We start from the raw sequence: 21,585 nt of genomic DNA on the forward strand, positions 1-21,585 counted from the left end.
AATGGGAACCCCCAAACTGGAATGAGTGGTGTTGATGGTTATTATCTATGCACCCTACCCACTGCCAAACCGGTTATCATTACAGAGTTATTTCGTTGCAGAAACCATAGTCAGCTGTGGTTGCGACTTAACCTTTTCGGGCTTGATAACGATGCCTTCAGCCAGGTGGTCAAGTCCGCTGAATACAATACGGTCACCCGGTTTTACGCCTTCTTTTACGATGTAATCATTACCTGCTTTACCAATGATAGTTAAAGCTTTCCTGAATACCTTATTGCTGTCGCCTACCGCGTAAACAAACACTTTGTCCTGCACTTCTATGGTTGCCGCTTGCGGAACCAGCAGCGCATTGGTGTGTTGTTGCGGCAAGACAATTTTCCCGGTGTTTCCCGAACGTAAAAGACGTTGTGCATTGGGGAAAACAGCGCGCAGGGTTATTGCGCCGGTGTTTTTGTCGAAACGACCGTCAACCATATCTATCTTTCCCTTTTGAGGATAGATGGTATTATCGGCCAGTACAAGAGAAACAGCAGGCAATTTTTTCAACTTGTCGTTGATGGATGTACCGTCATATTGCTTTTTGAAGTTGATAAAGTCAGCCTCAGCAAGGGAGAAGTATGCGTAAACTTCATGTACATCCGAAAGGCCGGTGAGCGCTTCGGGATCAGTTGGGGAAACAAGGCTACCGCGCTTTCTTGGGAGCCGGCCAATAAAGCCGCTAACAGGTGCTTTTACCATGGTATAACCAAGATTGATCCTTGCAGACTCAACGCCTGCCCGGGCCTGGGCAGCATTCGCCACAGCAATTTTCTTTGCTGCAACGGCAACCTTTAGCTGGTAGTCGGATACCACTTTGTTCTGAACCAATGGAGTAAGCTTGTCAATTTCAAGCTGCGCGTTGGTGATGGCGGCGTCTGCTGCCTGCAGGCTTGCGGCTGCGCTGTTTAACTGTGCCTGGTACGGCTGCGGACTGATCCTGAAAAGCGGCTGCCCGGCACGAACATACTGCCCCTCGTCTACTAAGACTTTATCGAGGAAGCCACTTACCTGTGGCCTGATTTCTACATCAACCTTACCCTGTAAAGCTGCTGTATAGCTGTGTTCGGTAGTTGCTGTTGCTGTTCCCACGGTTATCACTTCGGTTAACGGGGGTTCTGCAGCAGGGGCAGGTGTTTGGGGCTGGGAACATGCTACCAAAAGGGTGAGAAAACCTACGAATAGAAAACTTTTCATGATTAAACTGTTTAACAGTGTTAGATTTTGGGACAAAAAAAATGCGGGATTAGTCAAAATATATGGAGATGTATTATGAGAACAGCAATAAGTCATTTAACAGCGTTAACCAATTTGGCAAAAAAAATCAAGATTGCATAGCATTGATAATGCCACCGATCGCATCCGTCAGAACTTGTTTATTCATTTCGTCAGATGTGCCCTGGTTGACAAGATTAATTGAGATCAGCCCATGCACTACCGACCATAAGGTGTAGTAACGTCTGCAAACCTCGTTTTCCGATTGGGCATCTTTTCCCAACAATTGCCTGATTACATCGGTAACCAACCTTGCGGGAGCCTCTGCTTCAGGTGTTTTTTGTGCTGCGCAACAATTCATTGAAACCCCAAACATCAGTTGGTATAACTCTTTCTTTTTAAAAGCGAAATTCCAGTAAGCCATCCACATGGCTTCAAGTTGTTCACCGGGAAGCTTGTATTTGTCGCGGGCATCTTCCATCTCCTTTGCCAGGTATAAGTAACCTTTCTTATTCAATTCCGCGAGTATCGCCTCCTTATTCGAAAAGTACTCGTAGATTATGGGAGCGGTATACTCAATTTCATCAGCTATCTTACGCATGCTTAAAGCCTGCCATCCCTCCTCTTTAACAATTTTATAGGCGGCTTCAAGGATGCTCGTCCTCGTTTCGTCTTTTAATCGTTGTATTCGTTCTTTGCTTGCCATCGTAGATATTTACACACTTAAATCATTTAACACTGTTAAGTAAAGGTAAGCTGCTTTCAGATTACCAAACAAATCTTTTTTATTTTTTTGTTTTTTATTGATTATTCATGATGCAATGTCGTTTAGTTAAGCCGATTATGTAATTTGTTTGCCCAGCCACTTCCAATGGTACAAGAGTGCGACGCAACGATGTCCTAAAGAATTCCTGTGGCCGGGTCCATAAAAATTTGCTTAAGTAAACGGCATAGATTCATGATGGCAGATCTAAATGATCGCTGTTTCTCAGGAACTTCTTCCCTGATGGTTACAACGACTTTGAACCTTTTGTTGCTCCCTTGCCGGCCACCATCAGGCTGATGGCATAGCCGCCCCCGGGTGCACAAAGTTGCTGCAACTTCGAGGTGTTCTTAACCAGTACTTTCCTGATTACATAAGCCTGGGGATTGGACTTGAAGTCGGCATCTTTTGCGTCGGCATAAATGGTTGCAATGTAAGTGGTGCCCTTATCCAGAAAGTCGAAGCTGATTTTCGAAGTGCGTTTGGAGTAGCCATTTACACTTCCTAAATACCATTCGTCTTTGCCCTTTGCCTTACGTGCTACCGTAATATATTCGCCCGGTTCAGCCTCCAGGTATTTGCTGTCGTCCCAATCGATGGCCACGTCTTTAATAAACTGAAAAGCATCCGGGAACCTGTCGTAGTTTTCGGGGAGGTCCGCTGCCATTTGTAATGGACTATACATGGTAACATAAAGTGCAAGTTGATTTGCAAGCGTGCTGTTTACATGCGATTTGTTTGCAGGATTCAACTTCGACAGGTCCATTTCAAAAATGCCGGGTGTATAATCCATTGGTCCGCCCAACAACCTGGTAAATGGCAACAGGGTTACATGGTTCGCTTTAGATCCCCCGAACGCCTGGTACTCTGTTCCTCTTGCGGACTCGTTCCCGATCAGGTTAGGATAGGTTCGAGCTATGCCGGTTGGACGAACTGCTTCATGTGCGTTTACCATAATCTGGTAGTCAGCGGCTTTTTCAATTGCATACTGGTAGTGATTTACGATCCACTGGCTGTAATGGGTTTCGCCACGTGGAAGTATAGGTCCAACATAGCCGCTTTTCACCGCATTATAACCGTTCTGTTTCATGAAACGATACGCCGTATCGAGGTGGCGTTCGTAATTACGTACGGACCCTGATGTTTCGTGGTGCATGATAATGCGCACACCTTTAGCTTTGGCGTAATCCCTGAGCTCTTGGACGTTGAAATCGGGATACGGGGTGACAAAGTCAAATACATAATCTTTAGAATTGCCAAACCAGTCTTCCCAGCCAATGTTCCAGCCTTCAACCAACACCGCATCAAAGCCGTGTTTTGCCGCAAAGTCAATATACTTTTTCACATTTGCGTTTGTTGCACCGTGGGTTCCGCTTGGTTTTGCCTTTGTAAAATCCGTGACTCCCAATTGAACCGAGGGATATTCATTTGTGTAGGACCACGAACTTTTGCCGGTGATCATCTCCCACCAAACACCCACATATTTCACCGGCTTAATCCAGCCGGGATCTTTGATCTTGTTTGGCTCATTCAGGTTGTAAATCATTTTAGAAGCAAGAATATCGCGTGCATCGCTGCTAACAATAACGGTTCGCCAGGGGGTGGTACAAGGTGCCTGCATGTACCCTTTATCACCTTTGGCATCGGGTGTTAACCACGATTCAAATACCATGTTTTTGTCGTCGAGATTCAGGTGCATACACGAGTAATTAATCAGGGCGGCTTCGTGCAGGTTGATGTAAATGCCGTCCGAGGATTTCATCATCAGCGACGTTTGAACACCCGTTGGCGAAAATGAAGTCTGCGCAAGATTGTCTGTAATCGACTTCTTCATTAGTTCCCGGATCTCTGATAACTTCGAAGTTGTAAAATCATATTCCTGTGTATCGTAGTCACCAGGTATCCAGTATGCGGTGTGATTGCCCGTCATCGCAAATTGGGTGCGTTCTTCTTTGATAACGAAATAGGCAAGTTCTTTTTGCTGCGGAAACTCGTAACGAAATCCGAGTCCATCGTTAAAGAGGCGGAATCGTATAAGCATCTTCCGGTTGCTTTCTTTCTGAGACAAGGTAACCGCCAGTTCGTTGTAGTGGTTGCGGATCGTCTTTACTTCTCCCCATACAGGGTTCCAGCTTTCATCGAAAGTTGACTGCTTCTGATCAACAACTGTAAATTGATTTAATAGGGATTGCTTATCACCTTTAAGCACAAAGCCAAGCTTACTTGGTTTGACGACCTGTTTACCATTGTAGTCGAGTTGATAAACTGGTGTGCCATCGCCCTGTAATGCGAAAACCAGTACAAACTTTTTATCTGGTGATGTGAGTTGCTGTGCCATAATGTTTCCAAAACACAGCACAAAAATGCACGCCAACTGAAGACCCTTTTTCATGGTAAATAGTTTAGCCGGTTAATGGTGATTTCAAGGATCAGCGAATAGTCGGGGGTAAAGTAGTAATAGTTCAACAAGCGTAACGAATGGTTGTTCATTTATTTCTTGCAGCAAACCCGGCGAATAGCGGTTTGCCGTACAAGCGAGCCCGTCCGAATGGCTGGCCGGGCGGACGTGGCAAGGATGCATCGGTAACGACTAAATGCCGGTTCCAAGAGAAAACTTTATTGCGGCAACTGCAACCGAAACCCATATCGCACCCATAATCCGGCCCCGTTGGTTTGCACGCACCTGGAAATAGCTTACTAAAGCAAACAGCACCTGCTATTTGCAAGTGCTGTTTGCGGGTTTCGCCAACTCTCTATGTTGAATATCGAACTTTGCAATTAAAGCCTTATTGTTGGTTAGTCCCAGATCTTTCACCTGTTGTTTCCGCCATTTGTGCTCCTGAAACCATACGACCGCCAGCCTGGTCTAACGCCTCTCTGCTGCTCACCTCAGTGAAAACATCTTTACTAACGATGCTGCGCTGCTGAATTAAACGGGTTTGCGTGCGCGTTTTGCTGAAGGAAAGCACGGGCATATTGCCGATGGTTTCTGCAATCATTAACGTATCCACTATGGCATTTTCCAAACCAAGCTCCTTGCGTAAGTTGATATCCCGAATGGCAAGCTTTGCGCCGCGTGATATGACGTATAAATTTCCTGCCGCGTCTTGTACCAGCGTACCATCTTTGAGTGAAGCAGGGCTGTCCTGTGCTGAAGCACTCACGAGGAAGGACTGGTAAACAAACCATACCTGGATCTCAGCGATATTCGCAAGGTTGATGTTCGCATTAGCGAGCTCCTCCTTTTCGATGTACAAACGCCAGTCAGCGGCTACACCACGTCCCCAGAAGTCGATCCCGGGCTCACTGCCATCAAGTACGCCAATATCACTGGTCAGGGCAGACTGCTTTGCAATCACCACCCCTTTCCTGGGAAGCAGGGTTGCTTCGATAATGTTGCCGTTCCTTTTCTTTTCGCTATAACTTCCGGTATGCTCAACGATCGCGGTAATGGCATCCGAGTTGGAGGTTGCACCCACAAACGCTACATAAACCGTTTCCGCTTTTGCTTCGTACCTGCTGGAAGGCAAATCAGAAAGCCTTACCGCAAAGTTTAGCTCTGCCGAACTTTTGAATTTATTGAGTATTGCAGTGTCTTTGAAAGAAACCTTATGGTAGTCGTACACCCAGCTTCCTACGGTGAAGTAATTGTCGTACTGCTGGCGATAATTAAGCAGGTTGGCAAAAGTGCTCCAGGACTGCTGGTAGGCTGCAATCAATGTCGTCAACGATATGAGCCCACTTTTATAATTTGCGATTTTGTCGGGGTGAATGTATCCGTAATCAAAGCGGATGTCCTTCGACTTGTCTACCAGGGTATAGATCTCAAGTGAACGGGCAGCAAAGAATGCATATTTTGTTAGTATGTTCATGTACTGTTGCGCAATCCTGATCAGGCTGAATGAAGCATTTTCAAGCACTTTCACATCGCTGGAAAGCGCTGCGAGTTGCTGTTGTGCCGCAGCCTTATTTGCCTGTGCCTGGGTAAGGCGTTTTTGAGCCGCCTGCAAGGCAAAAATTGCCTGTCCCTGGTGCATTTGAGCGATTACCTGCTGGTGTGCAAATTCGATCGCCTGTTGGATCAATGCCCTGTACTCTTCATCTTCTACATTCGACTGGTTTGCATCTTCCATCATTTTAGTAAAGCTGATGATGGTCTTTACACCTTTGGATATCTCCTCGATAAAACCAGGTAAACCTTTAGCTTCTTTCTTTAGCTTGTCAAGCTCTGTTTGATCAGCATCAGGGTTAGTAGCCTGTTTGATGATTTCGCCAACACCTGCACTTTCTACGGTGTCGAGAATAACAGCTATGGAAGTTGCTGCCCCAACAAGGCTGGTACCCATGGTAGGGATTGCAGCAATTACGCTTACTACTGCTCCTACCACCCCTATTACAATACCAAGCACGTCTACCTGCGCGTTTGCAAGTTCTTCTTTGCGCTCTTCAACTTTTTTCTTGATTTCTTCGATCCGCTGGTTAGCGCGGATAACTTCTTTATCGGCAATGTCCTTACCAATGGTGGCTGCGTTAAGATCGGAGGTAAGGGCATCGATGATGCCGTCTAATGCGGCGACTTCGCGTTCGAGGTCTTTCTTCTTCTGGGTCAACTGCACTTCGCTAAGCAACATGTTTGAGGCAGACTGGAAAATACCATGAACCATTCCGTGGTACTTTGTATAAACTTCTTCGTAACGATCAAAGTCGGGAATTACATCTGCATACCGGGATAAGCCGAGGATATTCATGTTGCCCAAAAGCTGGTTGCGGTAAGCTGTAGCATGGGTATTTGCAGGATCCAATTCCTTTACCCGGTCAAACTCGTCCTGTGCAATTTTAAGGTACGACTGGTTGTGATAACCGAAGGCACGGTAGTAATATTCGCCAATCGCAAAACGGTAATCTGCCCATTCTTTTAATGGCACCTCTACGGCGGCAAGTGCGGCTTTATAATTTGCGGCAATGAGGCTGGTTGCGGTGTATATGCCATTTGCACCTGTTGCACCTACACTGCCCGTATTTCCAACCGGTCCGGTTTTGCCGTTGGTGCCCATTACACAAAAGGTACCGTTTGGCTTGCACCATTCAACACCTTCACCACCAGGACCGCCAAAGCCGCCCGGCCCACCGGCGCCTCCTGGCCCACCTGGTACCAATGTTAGAGGAGAAGTGATCCCGCTGATTTGTTTGGTAATATATGAAATCGCAAGTGTACCGCCTTTTCCGCCGGCACCACCTGTAAGACCTGTGCCGCCTTTGCCACCATCGCCACCATCGTTGCCGGTTGCAGTTGAAATTCCGTCCTTGCCGGGAGCCCCGGTTGCGCCACGAAGTCCTTTTCCACCGATCCCGCCTTTTAACATAAAGCCGGTTCCACCTTGCCAGTTCCGGCAAATGATATTAAGCTTTCTGCCGGCGTGACCGGGTAAGCCGTCAGCAGGAACGGTTGTAACGGTAAGTTTAATGGTACCATTAGTCGTATCGTAGTGATCGGCAACCATGACAAGGTCACAATCCGGAAGTTCAAAAGTGTAGCCATCCTGTATGGAAATTTCCCTGGCGGCCAGTAAGATTTTTCGGTTTCCCTGCTGCCCTGCAGGTGCCGGTTGGGCGAGGGTGTTAATGAGATGCGATTTCAGCTGCGGATTCAATACGATCCGGTCGCGAAACATGGTAATTCTGTACATGAGCTTTGGTTTGATAGATTATTGATGAATAAAAAATTTTACAGATTGTAGCAGATGATCCCCGCTGGCATCTTGTGTTTGCCTTTTGCGGCTGATATGATCGGGGCGTGTTTCAGACGCAGAACCATTAAACCTTCCACTGTGCAGGATCTTCTGTGTGGGTTGGTTTATAGCGCCTTTCGATGCGGACACCGGAAGCTGCGTCATGAAAACCCGGGGCGTGGAAATGCCGGAACGATAATCAGCCAGCAGCGTTATTGGTAATCTGCTGATGAAGTAAAAGTAGTTTCGGGGGGCAGTGCTTTGCAAATGCAAACAGCAAGCGGTGAAAACGGATCAGCAAATGGTTTATCGCACGGAATCGACTGCCCCGGCGGTACAATTGTTGATCACTTTACAGGAGGGTAGAAGCTTAATTTGTAAATACCAGGGCTGGGGTTGATGATTGTTTTGGTGGACCAAAAACCAAAAGGACCGGCAGAAGTAAGTTGGTAGTGCGGCATTCAGCAGGGATTATGATTTCGTATGTGATCCGGCAGGCAATCTAAAGGAGTCGGGATAGTTGAGCCAGTGACCTTTAATTTTGCACTGTTGATCGATGTGTTACAAGAAATGCCATTGGAAATCCTACATTCGGCCCGAATATCATTCCGGTGAAATTGAAGACAACTAAACTCGCCGGGTTATCAGGATGAACACTAAACCATTAATCGAATAATCACAACAGTTTTATGAAAGCTTTTTTAAACGAGGCGCTGAAGAATATGCGTCAGACGGGGTCGTTGGTAGAGAGTTCGGTGTACCTGGTCGACAAAATGATAGAAGGAATAGACTTCAACCAAAACCTCCGGATTGTTGAGCTGGGCGCCGGAACCGGGATTATCACCAAACGTTTGGTGAAAGAAATGAACGAGGACTCAACCCTTGCTGCATATGAAATCAACAATGACCTTTTTAGTAAGCTGCAGGAAAATGAAGATAAGCGGTTAACGTTATTCAACGAAGACGTTACTACGATTGAACAACATTTCGCGGTTAATGCGGTCGACTATGTTATTTCCGGATTACCCCTGGCGAATATCGAGGCAGAAAAAAAGACGTCTATACTGCACGCATGCCATAAAGTAATTAGACCTGGTGGCTTTTATATTCAGTTTCAGTACTCCCGTAAAGACCTTTCTCTACTTAAAGAGTTTTTCCCCAAAGTTGATGCGCGCTTTACTTTACTAAACCTGCCGCCAGCGTTTGTTTATTATGCGCAGAAAGAGGATTAATCAATTTTATCCATTTTATTTAATAGGGCTCAGATGCGACCCGCGTTTCTCACCAGGGGGTACGTTTCAGTGCAGGTCCTGTTTCCACAACTTATTTATTAGCAACTGCTAATTCTCGAGCATAAGCGAGGCAGACGCAACTTTCTTTTGTTTGGTTAATAAGCTAAATAGGGCAACAACGGCTAATATCACCACCAAATACAATCCATATCCTGCAGAATCAAACAGCAACCGCGTAACGATATTTGGCTTGGTGGTTAGCGTTTCAACAATCCAGGCGATAGCGGTGGTAATCGCTGGCAAGGCTAAAGTCAGCCGGGTATAGCTGAATAGCGAACTGCGACTAAGGATAATGAGCGAAGGAATGGTTGTAGCCATCACAAACAATTGCATGAATTGAACGCCGGTGTTAAAACCAAGCATACTTAGTGCATTGCGACCGCTATCGAGATGAAGGTTTGGTAATGTAGCGCTAAAGGCTAAACCATGCAATACCGCAAATAGGAAGATGAAAAGATTTTCTTTACCTCGGATGATGGGCCAGAGCGCATGAACAGCCATCAAAAGCAACAACAATGCTACAGCGATTGCCATTATAGACGGCGGCAACCGAAACCCATTCACAGCCGCTGCAAGCAGGGAAAGACAATGACCAAGGGTTATAGCAAGTGCAATCCCTAATGTGCGCTTTACAACCACCCGTGTGGACACTGGAGTAGACCAACGGCTGCTTAACGAAATAACGGTAACCGGGATCAACATCAAGACCAAAAACAAAAGGTCATCCGTACCCCGCGCAACATGGCCAAAACCCATTCTCATCATGGCTGTGAATCCCATCCATTTGCTGCCATTGAGTTTGATGTCGATATACGGCTGCTGATTACCGCTGATTAACCCCAATTGTATCGGCTCATTAGTTATGAGACCGCCATCCCAATCCTGCCGAACGTAGAAACGTGCGGAGTGGGTATTGGCGCTGTGCAAGATGACATTATAATGCAACCTGAACTCCCGGGTATTTTGCCCAGAAGGAGGAAGGATCAGTACGGTGGCGGTTAGCTCCCGGTGACTGCCTCCACCGTTCTGAATACTGTTCCCGATGGTTAAAGTTTGCACCTCCGTGGTCCATGGCTTATCGAGACCGCTTTCTGCCCTTACATGCTGAACAAAGTATGAACTGATTGCCTCACCTGATTGCTTGAGCAGAGCGTCAGGATCTGTTACCAGAGTCCTGCCTAGTGCGGAGGTCAGTTCAGGTAGGGGTACCTGAAGTTCCAATAAAACCATATCGGGTTTAATGTCGAGCAGCACAACGCTTTCGCGGGTTGACTGAGCAGACAGGTTGTTGGGCAGGAAGTAGAAACTTAGGGCTAAAATTATTATCAACCTGCCGGCAGCACAGCTGTGTTTAATATGTCGCACAATTGTCAACATAGCTTATACAATTAATCGCCATTATGCTAATGGGTTTGATGGTTATGGAAGCAGGCAATTAAGCCCTAGTTTAAAAATTAAAAGTGTTGTAACCGGTATTACTGGGTGTTTTCCACTTTTAGTAAAAATGTGCATATAAGTGACGAAGAAGCGGCGTTGTCAGTTGCATATTGCCGTTATTCATTGTCATTCCGACGCAGGAGGAATTTTTCGGGAGAGATGAGAGATGAACGATGAGAGATGAGTCGCAAATTTTTTGTCATGCCGACGAAGGAGGGATCCCGTCGGGTGCGATGAGAGATGAGTCGCAAATGATTTGTCATCCCGACGAACTTTGTTACCCGGCGCATTTTGTCATCCCGACGAAGGAGGAATCCCGGCGGGAGCGTTGTCCACACAAAATAATCGTTGAACCGGGGACAGGACGGAGCGAATTATAGATACCTTTGGCAGCACCATCGAAACACTATGGTTGACTGCTAAATATTAGATTATTGATGAATTTGCTATCCGTTCTAATGATGCTTACACAGGTTGCCAACACAAATGACGAAACCGGGGCGGAACTGCTGCGCTACAAGCACAACAAGGAAATTCCGGTACTTATCGAGCAAAACGTACTTAAGGCATTGGCGTTTTTCCCGGAATTGAGGGATGCGAGGATCAGTTTCATTTTCAAGCGCAACATCAAAGGTTCGGTGATGCAGGCCCAGCCCGTATTTGCTACCCTGGTTGGCCCACGTAAAGCCAGGCGCTATCGCATCAACATAAGTTCACAATTTAAACTGATCAGTACCCAAATGCCCATCCAGGACATCCCCGCTGATGTAATGATTGGTTGGATCGGTCATGAGCTTGGGCATATACTGGACTATGAGGGCCGGAGCAACGCGGGCCTTGTGTCTTTTGGGTATAACTATTACTTCTCACCAAAGTATGTTAAGCATGCCGAAATGGTGGCCGACTCTTTTGCAGTCGAACGGGGCATGGGCAATTACATCTTAGCAACAAAGCGGTTTATTCTCGATCATGCCGAACTTCCCCAGGCCTATAAAGATAAAATTTCCAGGCTCTACTTATCCCCCGATGTCATCGTTGAACAGGTGCGATTGCTGGAGGAGAAAAAGCGGCAGGAATAGGGTGTTGAGGTATTGGGTATTGGGTATTGAGGTATTTGGTATTGAGGTATTTGGTATTGAGGTAAGTTGATCAGTTGATTGGTTGAATAGTTGACTGATTAATTCCTTTGTTTCCTGATGATGATGGGTTGGTTGGAGAATAATAGGAGCAGCAACGCCTAAGCAAGCTGCAATACAAATTCCCTGAATTCGCTGAACTCTTCTTCTTTCATCACCCTTGGAATTTTTGCCTGCCCACCCAGCTTTTTAAACTTCTCGCTCCAGTTGTAAAAATGTTCCACCGGAACAACCTCTACCTCCACGCCCTTTAATGCTTTCGTCCTGGCGACCTGGTAATTCTTATTGTTATCGCATAGTTCCTGGTCGATGACTTCCGCAGCCCTGGCCGGGTCAACCTCTTTATCGGCACCAATGACCCACTTCATGATGTACTTTTCATCTTCAAAAACAACCGCGGCAGTAAACTCTTTTACTTCAATATCAAAAATGTCCTCCAGCTTTTGGATACCCATATTCATCTTTTGGACCGACAGCTGCTCTCCTACTACATTGAGGTAATGTTTGGTTCGTCCACTGATCCGGATTTCTGACCTTTTTTTATCGGTTATCGTTACAGTATCACCAATCATATACCGCCATGCGCCCGAAACGGTTGAAATAAGCAACACATACTCCGTGTTTTCAGCTGCCTGCTCAAGGGTAAGCACTTGTACCCCCTGTTTAACCCTGCCGTCGTCGTCGATATTATCTTCAACAAAGGGCACAAATTCGAAGAATATGCCATTGTTTACAATCAGCGCCATCGAATCGGTATCGGGCCGTTTTTGGGTAGCCAGGTAACCCTCTGAAGCCAGGTAGGTGTCGATATAAACCAAGGGACGCGCCAGCAGCTTTTCCATACTCTTGCGATATGGCTCGAATGCAACACCGCCCGACGTATACACATGCAGGTTTGGCCAGATATCGTGAATGGTGTTGAGGTTATTGTAGGTAATGATTTCCTTCAACATCAACTCTACCCATGAGGGAATACCGGAGATACTTCCAATATCCCAGCCAGGTGCCTCAATTGCAATACGCCTTACCTTTTCATCCCAGTTTTCAATGGAAGCGATTTCTGTTCCCGGCTTATAAAATTTGCTAAACCAGCCGGGTATATTTGCCGCACTAATCCCGCTGATCTCACCTTCGAAGTGGTCCACCTCTTCGATCAGGCTGGTACTGCTGCCCAGCATCAGGATTTGTTTGTCGAAGAAGTCTGTTGGCAGATCAAAATTTTTCAGGCTCAATACCTGCTGCATGCCCGATTTGCGAATAGCGGTGATCATATCGGCCGTAACAGGTATGGATTTCTTGTTACTTGTTGTGCCGCTGCTCAGGGCGAAGTACTTCTGCCCGCCGGGCCAGGTGATGTTCTGGTGTCCTTTCAACAAATAGTTCCACCACTCTTCATACATCGCATCATAATCATACACCGGAACCTGTTCCTGGAAAGCCCTGATTGGATCCGGGCTTCTCAGAATGTCGTTAAACTTATATTTCAACCCAAATGCGGTAAGCCGGGCTTTTTTAATCAGCTGTAAAAGTACTGACCGCTGGGCTTTGTACGGATTTGGATCCCGACTGATCATCCCATTGAAATCGATCGCTTTTTTAATTACTCCACCAAGCAGGGTCATATCAATTAAATTTTTCTATCCTTAGCAATATTCATACCCCCAACCGGTTAGTTTGGTTTACGCGTGAGAAGTTGCTGGTGAAATATGGGTGAGCTTGCTTGAAAGTCCATTGCTCGTGATAAGACCTTTAACCTCGAGATCTTCGGTTGATGAAAGATGGTGATTGCACACTCCCTGGCCTGCTTACATCAGGATCGCAGTGACCGGATCCATCATACTACGGCGAGATAAGACGTTGTAACTATAGCTGCGATCTTCGTTTTATACCGGGTTTCAAACGCGATTATTGCTTTGCTACAGGTAATGTCTGCATGCTTAAGCCATCATAAACTTTAACGTTGTAAACACCCCTGGGCAACCTCGCAATATCAAGCCGGAAGTCAGAATGGTTTAACGCGGTTTTCTTGAACACAAGCATGCCGGCTGAATTGTATACTTCCACCCATCGGATCTTATTGGCTCCTGCATGAACAACAATTTCGTTTGTAGCAGGGTTAGGATAAACCAAAATTGCAGGCAGCAAAGATTTTAAAAACCGTATTTCAGAATATCGATATGCTCCATCTGCGTCAACCTGCTTCAGGCGATAATAGTTGTGCGTAAACGGCGCCCGATCTGTAAAGGCATACGAAGTATTATTGCCTTCAATCCTTCCCTGCTCAATTTTGCCAATACTTTGGAAAACTATCCCGTCCCTGCTTTTTTCGACCACATAGTAACTGTGATCAACCTCCCTGGTAGTCGTCCAGTTAAGCAGGTTACCGTTGATTGTTGAAGTGCCTTTAAAGGATAACATGCTTACCGGAAGCACAGAATTGACCGGAACTTCCAGGCTCAGGTAGTCGTACATCAGGTGGCTTACCCAACCGGAATTTGAGGGCATCGCCAGCGTTATCGTGTTGTTACCTGCAACCAACCTGCTCATCGGTATGGATATTTGCTTATAACTGTATTTGGCATAGTTCGCCTGCCGGATAAAGGCGTTGCCATCGCCGTTGTCGGGAAAGTAGGTGGTAAAAACAGCATTTTCATTGTTCACATAGATCCACTGTTGGGCATGGTCGTTACTTGCATAAGCAATGGTAAGTGTTGCATTGCCTGTTGTAGGGCTACCCGGGGGTACTACAAAGTTGATCCGCCACTTCCATAAGCCGGCAGGTGCAAAAGCGGGATCAGGGTATTTGGTATGCGCAAAAGGAATTGTTGTTGACCAGTTTTGATCCGCAACATTGTATTCAACCGGGTTTGGAAAAGTATCCCTGAACTTCCGTTCAACAAAGCCTTCTGCATAGTCGAATTTACCCATCCTGAATTCATCCGATTTCCGGTTTGCCGCACCAATTTCCCAAAGAAGGTGGCCATAGTTCCTCGGTATTGTCCAGCTGATGTTGCCCAGCGCACTATCTTTTCCGGCTGTGACGGTGATGCCATCTAACCTGTAATCACCTACTGCCCCGTTGCAATAAGCAAAGAAGCTGTAAGTGCCGGGTCGCACATGCGGTATCTTGAATTCCCCATCAGCGTTTGTTTTTACCCAGTAATGGTAGTTTTTACCTTCATGTTGCCATTCGTTGTCGGCATTGCTGATTTTAGTCAGGCCAACCCAGGCATTTGCACCGGTCACTTCCGGCTTAAGCATGTCTTTAATAATAAACTTACCGGAAATGCTTCCGCGTTCTGCTGCCAACGGGTATTCTGGTGTATTGGTCAGCCAGGTATATGGCCACTTTGCCTTTTCCTGTTCTGCCCTTGCTTTTGCAGCTGCCCAGTTTTCGTCGCCCGTTTGCTTGCTGGTAGTATACAATAGGTAGGGTCCGTATATTTTGCTCCATTGTTCACCTTGCTGTATCACAAAGCTTTTATCCCCATAATGCAACCCATTCAGCAACATATGGTTGATCCCTGCGGCGGCGTTCAGATCCTGGTGGGTAGGACCTCCGTTCATGAACTCCGGGCTACTCAAAACCATCCAGGTGCCGATGTGATTTACGGAACTCGCATGCCCCCAAACAGGTGTTTCCCAAAACGCCGCCGTATATTCATACTTACCGTCAAACTTACCCGCCCGTACACCCGTATTGAGCTTTGCAATTTCAGCTATCCCTGTTGCGGAAGCATTATTAAAATCGTAAACAGAAGGCATCTGCCAGTTGCGCAATGAGTCGACATAGATCCGCTCGCACAGGTAATCTGTTCCGTTCTGGGCTATCCATTCGACCATTCTCCACGAGCCAAGGTCAAAAGCAGGATACGCCGGCTTGTGTTCCAGGATAGAGTAGCTGTACAATCCAGTGTCGCCCCTGTTCAGTACATAGTGGATGTCGGCATCTGCAGGTGTTACCTGTCCGGTTTGCGGGTTATATGAGCGCTTGAGCGATACATCAACAATGTCGGGAGCGTCTGTCTTCACCGTAAAAACGCAGTTGTTCATGGTTTCAAAACCATAACTCGTTTGAAAGTCGTGGTAGGCACCGGTTCGTGACGCGCCAATTTGATTAAGTTGCTCAACACCGTTGTATTTAAGCGAAAGAATATCGCCGGACCTTTTTTCTATTCTTGCCCGGATGATGCCATTATTCAAAACTACAGAATCGCCATATTCCCTGAGCATGCTGTTCGGGTTCAACGACAAAAACACACTCGTATTCACCCCATCGTAGTCGATGATTAGCGTTTTACCGGGGGTTGTTGAAAGCCTTCCATCCGCAACGAGCGCTTGGAGCTGAACAACTTTATTGCCGGCAACCTGCATCAGACCGATACCAGAAATAGAGATACTTCCACCAGTTCCAATCACCAGGTTTCTTAATATCCTAACCGAGCCACCGGTAATGCTTAGTTGCGCGGTTGATCCATTGGTTATTGCCAGGTTCAGGTCCATGTTTACACCACCGGAGCCGGCGTTTAAGGAACCACCTGCAACGCTTACGATTGCACTACCGTTTGTGTTCGTGCCAATAAACATGGCATTTTTCGATGTAAGTGACCCACCGTTGATGGTAAGAAAAGCAGCCTCCCTGTTGCCAATATAAGCATTGTTCCTGATGTTCAGATCCGCAGGAGCATTCAGAACAACCGTTCCGTTTAACGAGTCGTTGTTGTTTGGATATACGGCGCCATTACAGGTAAAGGTGCCACCTCCCAGGGTGTTCAACCTGTCCGGGCGATAGTTGATGTTCGAAGCGTTGCCACCATTTAACACGGCAGCATGGGGCGAACCCTGGCCAATCCTTAACCTGGTACTGGTAACATTGGCGAAGTTGATGTTGGTGTCGGCCCAGTTCTGCCGGTTGAAATAATCTGTGTTTACTTTTCCCGTCCAGTTATTGGTTTGTGATAAAGCCTGAAGCACCAATACAAACTGAAGAATGAAAACAAGAAACCGGCAGTAAATTTTTATCATGGGGGATCGCTTAACTAAAAATAGAATCGGAACAGGGGAATTACCCAGTACGGTTGTAATATATGTCATTAGTGGAGCTCTCCGAAATGCTGTTCATTAGGGCAACCCGTACATGCAGGCTAACGTAAGCAGGCTTTGGTTAACGCATATCCGGTGCAGGAAATAGTATACCCCCAAATAAGAGGTATGACCATAAGAGGGTCCAGAGTATGTTGAACAGCTGGGCCGCAATAAAGGCAATTGCTGGCCTGCCCCCTTGTATACGCACAAGGTCGGCAAAGCGTGCCTCCATACCAATGGCTACAAAAGCAAGGGCAAACCAAAGGGTACGAAGACTATTGAGTATACCGGAGACCTGCTTAGTGGTTTCTGCAGGGATAAGAAATGAGAAGATTAGCGAGGCAGCAATAAAGCCGAGCACAAATTTTGGAAATCGATCCCATATCACCGCAGCGCCCCTTCCCTCTGTTGCATTTGCCTGGTTGGGGTTCTTTTTCAATGTCCACCATGCGGCAATAAAAATTGCCGCAACCCCGATCAATACATTTTGCGAAAACTTTACGATCACACCGGCTTTCAATGCAAGCGGACCAACAAGGGCAGCTGCTGCAGTAACCGAAGCGGTTGTATCCAATGTGCCGCCGAGCCATGCACCCGCAACCAATTCAGGAAGGTTAAGTTTACCGGCAAGCCATGGTTGTATAATCAACATCGGGATGGCAACAAGCAGTACCAGCGATGTTACATAAGAAAGTTTTCTTTTATCGCCCTTGATTGCACCCGCTGCAACGATCGCTGCCGATACACCACAGATGGAAACGGCAGAAGCAAGAATAACCCCGAATTCATCATCGACCTTAAGCTTGCGCGACAGCCACAACGAAAAAAACCACACCACCGCTACCACAACAACTGCCTGCAATATGCCCGGCACACCAGCTTTGATAATGTCGGTAAATAACACACTGGTACCAAGAATGACCAGGCCGGTTTTAATAAAGAACTCAGAACGTGCTGCTTCTTTCAACCATCCGGGCGAAAAAACATTGCTGATGATCAGCCCGGATATGAGCCCAAAAACCACGTATTCTATGCCATAGTACGCAACGGTTTTATTGCCCGCAATGATCAGGGCAGTGAGCCCCAGCAAAAAGATCAATCCAAAACCCCTTACAAAGTTCCGGATGCTACCACCAGACAGCGCGATGGCTGCCGATGCCAGCACCAGGAAAGCAATGCCGATGGTGCCGATTACCGCGAGGTTACCAATAGCGAGTACCTTGTTCAATAAGTCATCACTGTTTTGCCATTGGTATACCGGGGTGGTAAACTTGAAGGAAGGGTTAGCGAAAGCAACGAGTAAGATCATTACCACAATAAAGCCGCCTATGATTACCGCCCACCAGTCTTCTGTTAACCTGCCCAGGAATGTTGTTGGTGGTGCCTTCTGCACATCATCTGCATCAATTGCCACGGAACCGTTTTGTACAATGTTTGTCGACATGAGAGGAGTTAAGAGTTATGAGTTAAGAATTATGAGTAAATGTTATTTTGAATGTTGGATGTTAAATGTTGAATGAGTTAGGAATGATGAACTATGAATCAATGTCGTTTAGTTAAGCAACATTTTTGGACCCAACTGCAGGAATTCTATAGAACATCCTTGCGTCGCACTCTTGTACGGCAAATCAATTCTGAGCTATGAGCCGAGACTATGTTAGATGTTGCATGTTGAATGTTGAATAAGTCATGAGCCGAGAATATGTTAAATGCTGTATGTTAAATGTTGAATGAGTCATGAGCCTAGACTATGTTAAATGTTGTATGTTAAAAGTTGAATGAGTCATGAGCCGAGACTATGTTAAATCTTGTATGTTAAATGTTGACTGAGTCATGAGCCGAGAATATGTTAAATGCTGTATGTTAAATGTTGAATAAGTCATGAGCCGAGACTATGTTAAATGTTGTATGTTAAATGTTGAATGAGTCAGAAGTAGTGAACAATGAATCAATATTGTTTAGTTGTGCTCGCGGCCTTTTGATTGCTTAATGATGCAATGCAGAACAAGCCCACCTGGCTGAAGTCATATAGCTGGGTCTATAAAAACTTGCTAACTAATCAACGACGAATTACCGATGATGAATGATATCGTTTGATAATCATTTTTGAATTCAACTGTCGACCACTTCGTTTTTGCGTTCTTATTTTGCATTTTTAATTTTGCATTTTTAATTTCTTCAAGTCTTTCAATGCCCTTTCTGCTGCATGGTAACCGCACATGCCGTGTACCCCACCACCGGGCGGTGTAGACGAAGAGCAGATATAAATGCCCTTTGTTGATGTGCGATAAGGTGAATAGCGTAGCGCAGGCCGCGTAAACAATTGCCTTATGTCAATAATGCCGCCATTAATATCGCCCCCGATATAATTTGGATTGTGCTCCTCCATTTGTTGAGTGTTGAAAGTATGACGTGCCAGTATCCGTTCTTTAAAGCCTGGGGCAAAACGTTCTACCTGGTTTTCGATAGCAGCGGTGCGATCGGTGGTTGAACCATTTGGTACATGGCAATAAGCCCATGCCGTATGTTTTCCCTCCGGTGCTCGTGAAGGATCGAATTGGCTTTGTTGCGCCAGTAACACAAAGGGCTTTTCGGCAGGTGTACCATCAGCCGTTTGTTGTTCTGCACCGGCGATTTCCGCGAAGGTGTTGCCCAGGTGAATGGTGCCTGCATTGCGGCATTCGGGTGCGGTAAACGGAATGATATCGTCGAGTGCCCAATCGATCTTAAATACCCCCATGCCGTAACGATATCTTTCAAGCTGCCACCTATAAATGGAGGAAAAGGTATGACCTGCAATTTGTAACAGTTGCCGTGGCGTAACATCAAGCATTACTGCATGTGCCGATGGCAATTGCTTTAACGATTTTACCATCACCCCGGTTTCGATCCGTCCGCCAATAGAAACAAAGTACCGTACAAGTGCATCAGCAATACGATCAGCCCCACCTGCCGGTATGGGCCATCCGCCGGTATGGCCAACGGCCATCAATACGAGGCCGATCGCGGTTGTGGCAATGTTCGACAAGGGCTGAATGCCATGTGCAGCCATACCAGCAAATAGACCCTTTGCCTTTTCCGTGGTGAAGTTTTTCACAAACCAGGTTGCGGGCTGCAAACCTTTTAAACCAAACCGTGCCATTGCAATTGGGCTTGCCGGTATGTGAAAGGGCGCAAGCAACTCGCGATCCAGTTTTGGCCAGTCGGCTACAACAGAGCCGACGAGTTGGAGATATTTGTTTTTGTCCGCTCCCAATAGCGCAGCGGTATCAATTATTGAACGGCTAAGCACTGCGGCCGTTCCATCGTCGAAAGGATGTGCGGCTGCAAGTTGCGGATCAATAAAACGAAGCCCAAAATCTGCAAGCGGCAACGTGCTGAAAAATGGCGACGCAGCAGCAAGCGGATGAATGGCAGAACAGATGTCGTGCTTAAAGCCGGGAAGGGTTAGCTCGGCTGTGCGGAGGCCTCCACCGATGGTGTCCTTACCTTCGAGCAGTAGTACGGAAAGTCCCTGCCGCTGCAAATGAATTGCTGCTGCCAGACCATTTGGTCCTGAACCTACTACCACCGCGTCGTAATCTTTTGTTGCCATATTTGTATTTTCTCACCCCCGTTACAACCGGATCCAACGAATGTTCAAATTTCAATTATTAGATCCAATGTAAATACGTTACCCTGTAGTTAGCCGCTGTTTTATTTTAAATACTATGTCAGCCCTGAAATTGAAAATTGCTAATTAGTGTCGTCTGATTAAGCCATGTATCGCTGATTTGTTCAAGAGTGAAATGCAGTACAAGAGTGCGACGCAACGATTTACAATTAAAATACTGCAGTTGGGTCCAAAAGAAATTTCTTAATCGAACGACATTGGTTGCTGACCTGTTGATTGTTACCATTCGCCATATGCTTTTGATTGCCGCCATGGTTGTTGGGGTACAGCTTAAATGTGCAATGTTTATTGTCCCCCGGAAGTCGCCGCACCACGCACGGGTATCGTTTTAATAACCTCGCGTTTTCTAAGGTCGTATTTCTGGTTTTCGCCCAGGAAGAAGAACGGCCCCGACGAGGCGGTATAATCTTCTTTATCGCCGGTAACATGCTGCCTGCCTTTGCCGGTGATGGTGTTGTAATCGTAAACCGCCACATACGACTTCCCGATCACTTCAAGAATGTCTCGTTGCACCACTACTGCCGTTGCTTCGTCGAGTCCCAGCCCAATCAGTTGTGGCGCCTGCTTTACCGCATCAACAAGATCGAATTGCCGGTTGCGCCGCAACAGGTGCTGGTCGATTATTGAATTTTTTAAAAAGCCGAGTCCCTGGGTATGATCACCAACCAGGATGCGTGCATTATGGGTATCGCCGCGCCACAAAAACGAACCCTGGATGCTTGCGCCGGCAGAACTGCCTGCAATTACCCCACCGCGTCTCAGTAACTCGTTAAAAGCCTGGTGGGTTAAGGTGTTTAGGTAGTAATCGGCTATTCGCCACTGCCGGCCACCAAGTAAATATACACCTGTGGCCTGTTTAAGGGGTGCAACGAATCCATCGCTGTTTGCCTCTGTAATGCTGGTTGCATGCAGCAGGGTTACGGTTTTTATGCCGGTGTACTTTTTAATCTGCTCTACCTCATCGTTGCGATAGGCTGCAGAGTCGCCTGTTGCCGCACTGATCACCACAATTCGGGCTTTCTCTTTGCCACCAGCAAGTTCTACAAACTTGTTCCATATGGCGGGAGTATTGCCCACGTTGCCTCCGATGATCAGCAACGATCCATTTTCGGGCCCATGAACAGTAGCAGAAGCGGTATCGATTTTAATGGGTGTTTGGGCAATAACTGTTATAGAGAGCGCTAAGGATAAACTGTATACGACTAGCTTTTTCATAATT

At 46.6% G+C, this 21,585-nt stretch carries 12 protein-coding genes; 2 read left to right on the forward strand and 10 right to left on the reverse strand.

Features of this window, described 5'->3' with window-relative positions:
* Positions 1-87: 87 nt before the first annotated feature.
* The 4 genes from EXU57_RS14370 to EXU57_RS25420 form a co-directional block, all read right to left on the reverse strand.
* Positions 88-1,233 (reverse strand): efflux RND transporter periplasmic adaptor subunit, encoded by a 1,146-nt coding sequence (locus EXU57_RS14370; protein ID WP_133268924.1) that lies wholly within the window; start codon positions 1,231-1,233, stop codon positions 88-90.
* 127 nt (positions 1,234-1,360) lie between these two features.
* Entirely contained in the window at positions 1,361-1,957 is a 597-nt protein-coding gene (locus tag EXU57_RS14375; RefSeq protein ID WP_133268925.1) for a TetR/AcrR family transcriptional regulator, read from the reverse strand.
* A 304-nt stretch (positions 1,958-2,261) separates the two neighbouring features.
* Positions 2,262-4,406, reverse strand: coding sequence for a glycoside hydrolase family 97 protein (locus tag EXU57_RS14380; RefSeq protein WP_133268926.1), 2,145 nt, complete (start codon positions 4,404-4,406; stop codon positions 2,262-2,264).
* A gap of 394 nt (positions 4,407-4,800) precedes the next feature.
* A complete protein-coding gene (locus tag EXU57_RS25420; protein WP_133268927.1) occupies positions 4,801-7,701 on the reverse strand; it encodes a hypothetical protein in 2,901 nt (966 codons plus the stop codon).
* 731 nt (positions 7,702-8,432) lie between these two features.
* Between EXU57_RS25420 and EXU57_RS14390 the strand changes: the two genes are divergently transcribed.
* A complete protein-coding gene (locus tag EXU57_RS14390; protein ID WP_133268928.1) occupies positions 8,433-8,975 on the forward strand; it encodes a class I SAM-dependent methyltransferase in 543 nt (180 codons plus the stop codon).
* A gap of 108 nt (positions 8,976-9,083) precedes the next feature.
* On the opposite strand, the gene EXU57_RS14395 is transcribed toward EXU57_RS14390, so the two are convergent.
* Entirely contained in the window at positions 9,084-10,412 is a 1,329-nt protein-coding gene (locus tag EXU57_RS14395) for a HupE/UreJ family protein (protein ID WP_133268929.1), read from the reverse strand.
* 497 nt (positions 10,413-10,909) lie between these two features.
* On the opposite strand from EXU57_RS14395, the gene EXU57_RS14400 reads away from it, so the two are divergent.
* A complete protein-coding gene (locus EXU57_RS14400; protein WP_243745602.1) occupies positions 10,910-11,551 on the forward strand; it encodes a hypothetical protein in 642 nt (213 codons plus the stop codon).
* Between the two features lie 158 nt (positions 11,552-11,709).
* Here EXU57_RS14400 and EXU57_RS14405 read toward each other — a convergent pair whose 3' ends face one another.
* From EXU57_RS14405 to EXU57_RS14425, 5 genes are all read right to left on the reverse strand, one after another.
* The gene (locus EXU57_RS14405) at positions 11,710-13,230 is read right to left on the reverse strand and encodes a GH3 auxin-responsive promoter family protein (protein ID WP_133268930.1); all 1,521 of its coding nucleotides are present in this window, start codon (positions 13,228-13,230) and stop codon (positions 11,710-11,712) included.
* 283 nt (positions 13,231-13,513) lie between these two features.
* Positions 13,514-16,633: a polysaccharide lyase family protein gene (locus EXU57_RS14410; RefSeq protein ID WP_165958147.1), complete on the reverse strand. Its 3,120-nt coding sequence runs from the start codon at positions 16,631-16,633 to the stop codon at positions 13,514-13,516.
* Positions 16,634-16,772: 139 nt separating this feature from the next.
* A complete protein-coding gene (locus tag EXU57_RS14415) occupies positions 16,773-18,137 on the reverse strand; it encodes a YeiH family protein (protein ID WP_133268932.1) in 1,365 nt (454 codons plus the stop codon).
* Positions 18,138-18,848: 711 nt separating this feature from the next.
* Positions 18,849-20,288, reverse strand: a complete 1,440-nt coding sequence (locus EXU57_RS14420) for a phytoene desaturase family protein (protein WP_133268933.1) — start codon at positions 20,286-20,288, stop codon at positions 18,849-18,851.
* A 363-nt stretch (positions 20,289-20,651) separates the two neighbouring features.
* Positions 20,652-21,581 (reverse strand): cyanophycinase, encoded by a 930-nt coding sequence (locus tag EXU57_RS14425; RefSeq protein ID WP_133268934.1) that lies wholly within the window; start codon positions 21,579-21,581, stop codon positions 20,652-20,654.
* Between the last annotated feature and the right edge of the window lie 4 nt (positions 21,582-21,585).

This window comes from Segetibacter sp. 3557_3, assembly GCF_004354985.1.
In the GTDB taxonomy this organism is placed as follows: Bacteria; Bacteroidota; Bacteroidia; order Chitinophagales; family Chitinophagaceae; genus Segetibacter.